The 1,856-nt window shown below is 65.4% G+C and carries 1 protein-coding gene and 1 pseudogene; both read right to left on the bottom strand.

Features of this window, described 5'->3' with window-relative positions; all coding sequences use genetic code 11:
* Positions 1-91 precede the first annotated feature (91 nt).
* Positions 92-340: pseudogene (tnpA, locus tag RHOOR87_RS19490) on the bottom strand (IS200/IS605 family transposase); the annotation flags it as partial.
* 416 nt (positions 341-756) lie between these two features.
* A complete protein-coding gene (locus RHOOR87_RS0118385; protein ID WP_027485851.1) occupies positions 757-1,818 on the bottom strand; it encodes a heparan-alpha-glucosaminide N-acetyltransferase domain-containing protein in 1,062 nt (353 codons plus the stop codon).
* Between the last annotated feature and the right edge of the window lie 38 nt (positions 1,819-1,856).

The raw sequence follows: 1,856 nt of genomic DNA, 5'->3' as shown, positions 1-1,856 counted from the left end.
GGCGCGCGCCATGACCCTGTGCAAGCCTTGGCCAGAGACGAAATTGCGCGCCGTCGACAATTTTCATGGCTGAGCGTCGTCGCTAATCAGGTCCCTTGATGAAACCCACCACCTGCGACACCGCATGCTTCGGCGGAATGCGCAGCATCATATGCACGTAATCCGACATCAAATAGCCTTCTTCGACCCGGCTCTCCTTCTGCTCGGCCAATCGGCGAAACACTTATCCCAGCTACTTCCGAAGCTCGACGTATAACGTACGACGACGACACTTCGGTATGAACACCACGTGGTGCAGGCACTCCCATTGCGTGTGGTTTAAGCTCTCGTACTCGTCCATCGGTGATTATCCTCTCGTGTGCTTGGCGGCTCACGAATTGGAGTTTCACCGATGGACTCCAGTAAACGTCAAACTTCTACTGCCTCCCCGGCAGAGCCGGGGGAACTCCCGATTGGTTTAGCCACCAGCGCGACAATGGCGCGGCGACGATGATCGATCCCAGCCAGTCGCCGCGTTGGGCGTCGATGACTTCCTGGCGAAACAGTCCCTGTGACAAACCCATCCGCTCCCTGGCGATACGATCGGTCGCTCGGGGCTGCGTCTTCGCACTGCCGCCGGCGACGGGCGACGGCGATTGTTCTCGCGCTGGCGATGGCCGTCCATAGGAAGATTTCGTGCTTGTAACGTATGGCGGCACCTGACACGCGCGCGTTTTATACGAAGCACGAGCTTGTCGCGCTGTCAGCGCAATGCACCTAAAGCTTGAGGTAGACGCCGCGCCGGTCCATCGCCCACACGATCAGCCACCACAGCGCCACGAAGGCCAGCGCGAACGCCAGCGATGGCAGGTACGGGCCGAAGCGCGGCGTCATCCAGCCGGCGAACCCGTGCTGGTAGAGCGATTGCTGCCAGCCCAGCGCAGGCAGCGCGATCTGCATCAGTTCGGAGCCGGCGTAGGCGGCGATCGCGTTGACGCCGAAGCGGCGGCCCAGCGCGGGCCAGCCGTGCCGGTCGATCAGTACGTGGAAGGCAAGCAGCGCCAGTGTGGCCCAGCCGGTGGTCCACAGCACGAACGAGGGCGTCCACAGGTTCTTGTTGAACGGCAGCCACGGCGACCACAACGCGCCGAGCAGCAGGCAGGCGATGCCGGCCAGCAGCAGCGCGCGGAGCTTTTCGCGGCGCAGCCAGCAACCCGCGTGTAGGCCGAGCAGAGTGCTGGCCAGTGACGGCAAGGTGCCGAGCAGGCCTTCCGGGTCGTGGCCGCGGCCGCTCGCCGGGTCGATCAGGTAGACGAAGCCGCCGAACACCGCGCTGTCGACGCGGCTGACGAGGTTGGTCCACGGCTCCAGCGAACCGCCGAGCAGCAGCAGTCCCCAGTAGCCGAGCAGCAACACCGCGATCGCCCACCACTGCGCACGTGGTTTGGTATGGATGGCGAACAGCGCCACGCCGGCGAAGCACAGCGCGATCCGCTGCAGCACGCCGGGGAAGCGCAGGTGCGCCTGTGGCAACAGCCACGCCGCCAGCAGGTTGATCGCCACGCCGAGCGCGAGGATGCGCAGTGCGCGCCACGTGGCGGCACGGGTCAGCGCGGACGGCGCCGCGCCCTGCTCCAGCCGCGGCAGGATCGCCAGCGCCACCGATACACCGACCACGAACAGGAAGAACGGAAACACCAGATCGGTCGGCGTGCAGCCGTGCCACGCGGCGTGCTCCAGCGGCCAGTAGACGTGCCCCCAGTCGCCGGGATCGTTGACCAGCAGCATCGCCGCCACGGTGCAGCCGCGCAGGGCGTCGAGCGAGGCGAGGCGTTTCATGCAGCGAGTAGGCACAAAAGAGCGGGAACACCTCCCCC

Source organism: Rhodanobacter sp. OR87 (assembly GCF_000473345.1).
Classification (GTDB): domain Bacteria; phylum Pseudomonadota; class Gammaproteobacteria; order Xanthomonadales; family Rhodanobacteraceae; genus Rhodanobacter; species Rhodanobacter denitrificans.
This window is presented reverse-complemented; position numbering and strand designations above follow the sequence as displayed.

What these genes read in the sequence shown, in the direction of transcription:
- RHOOR87_RS0118385 (WP_027485851.1), bottom strand. Translation starts at nt 1,818, where the DNA reads ATGAAACGCCTCGCCTCGCTCGACGCCCTGCGCGGCTGCACCGTGGCG.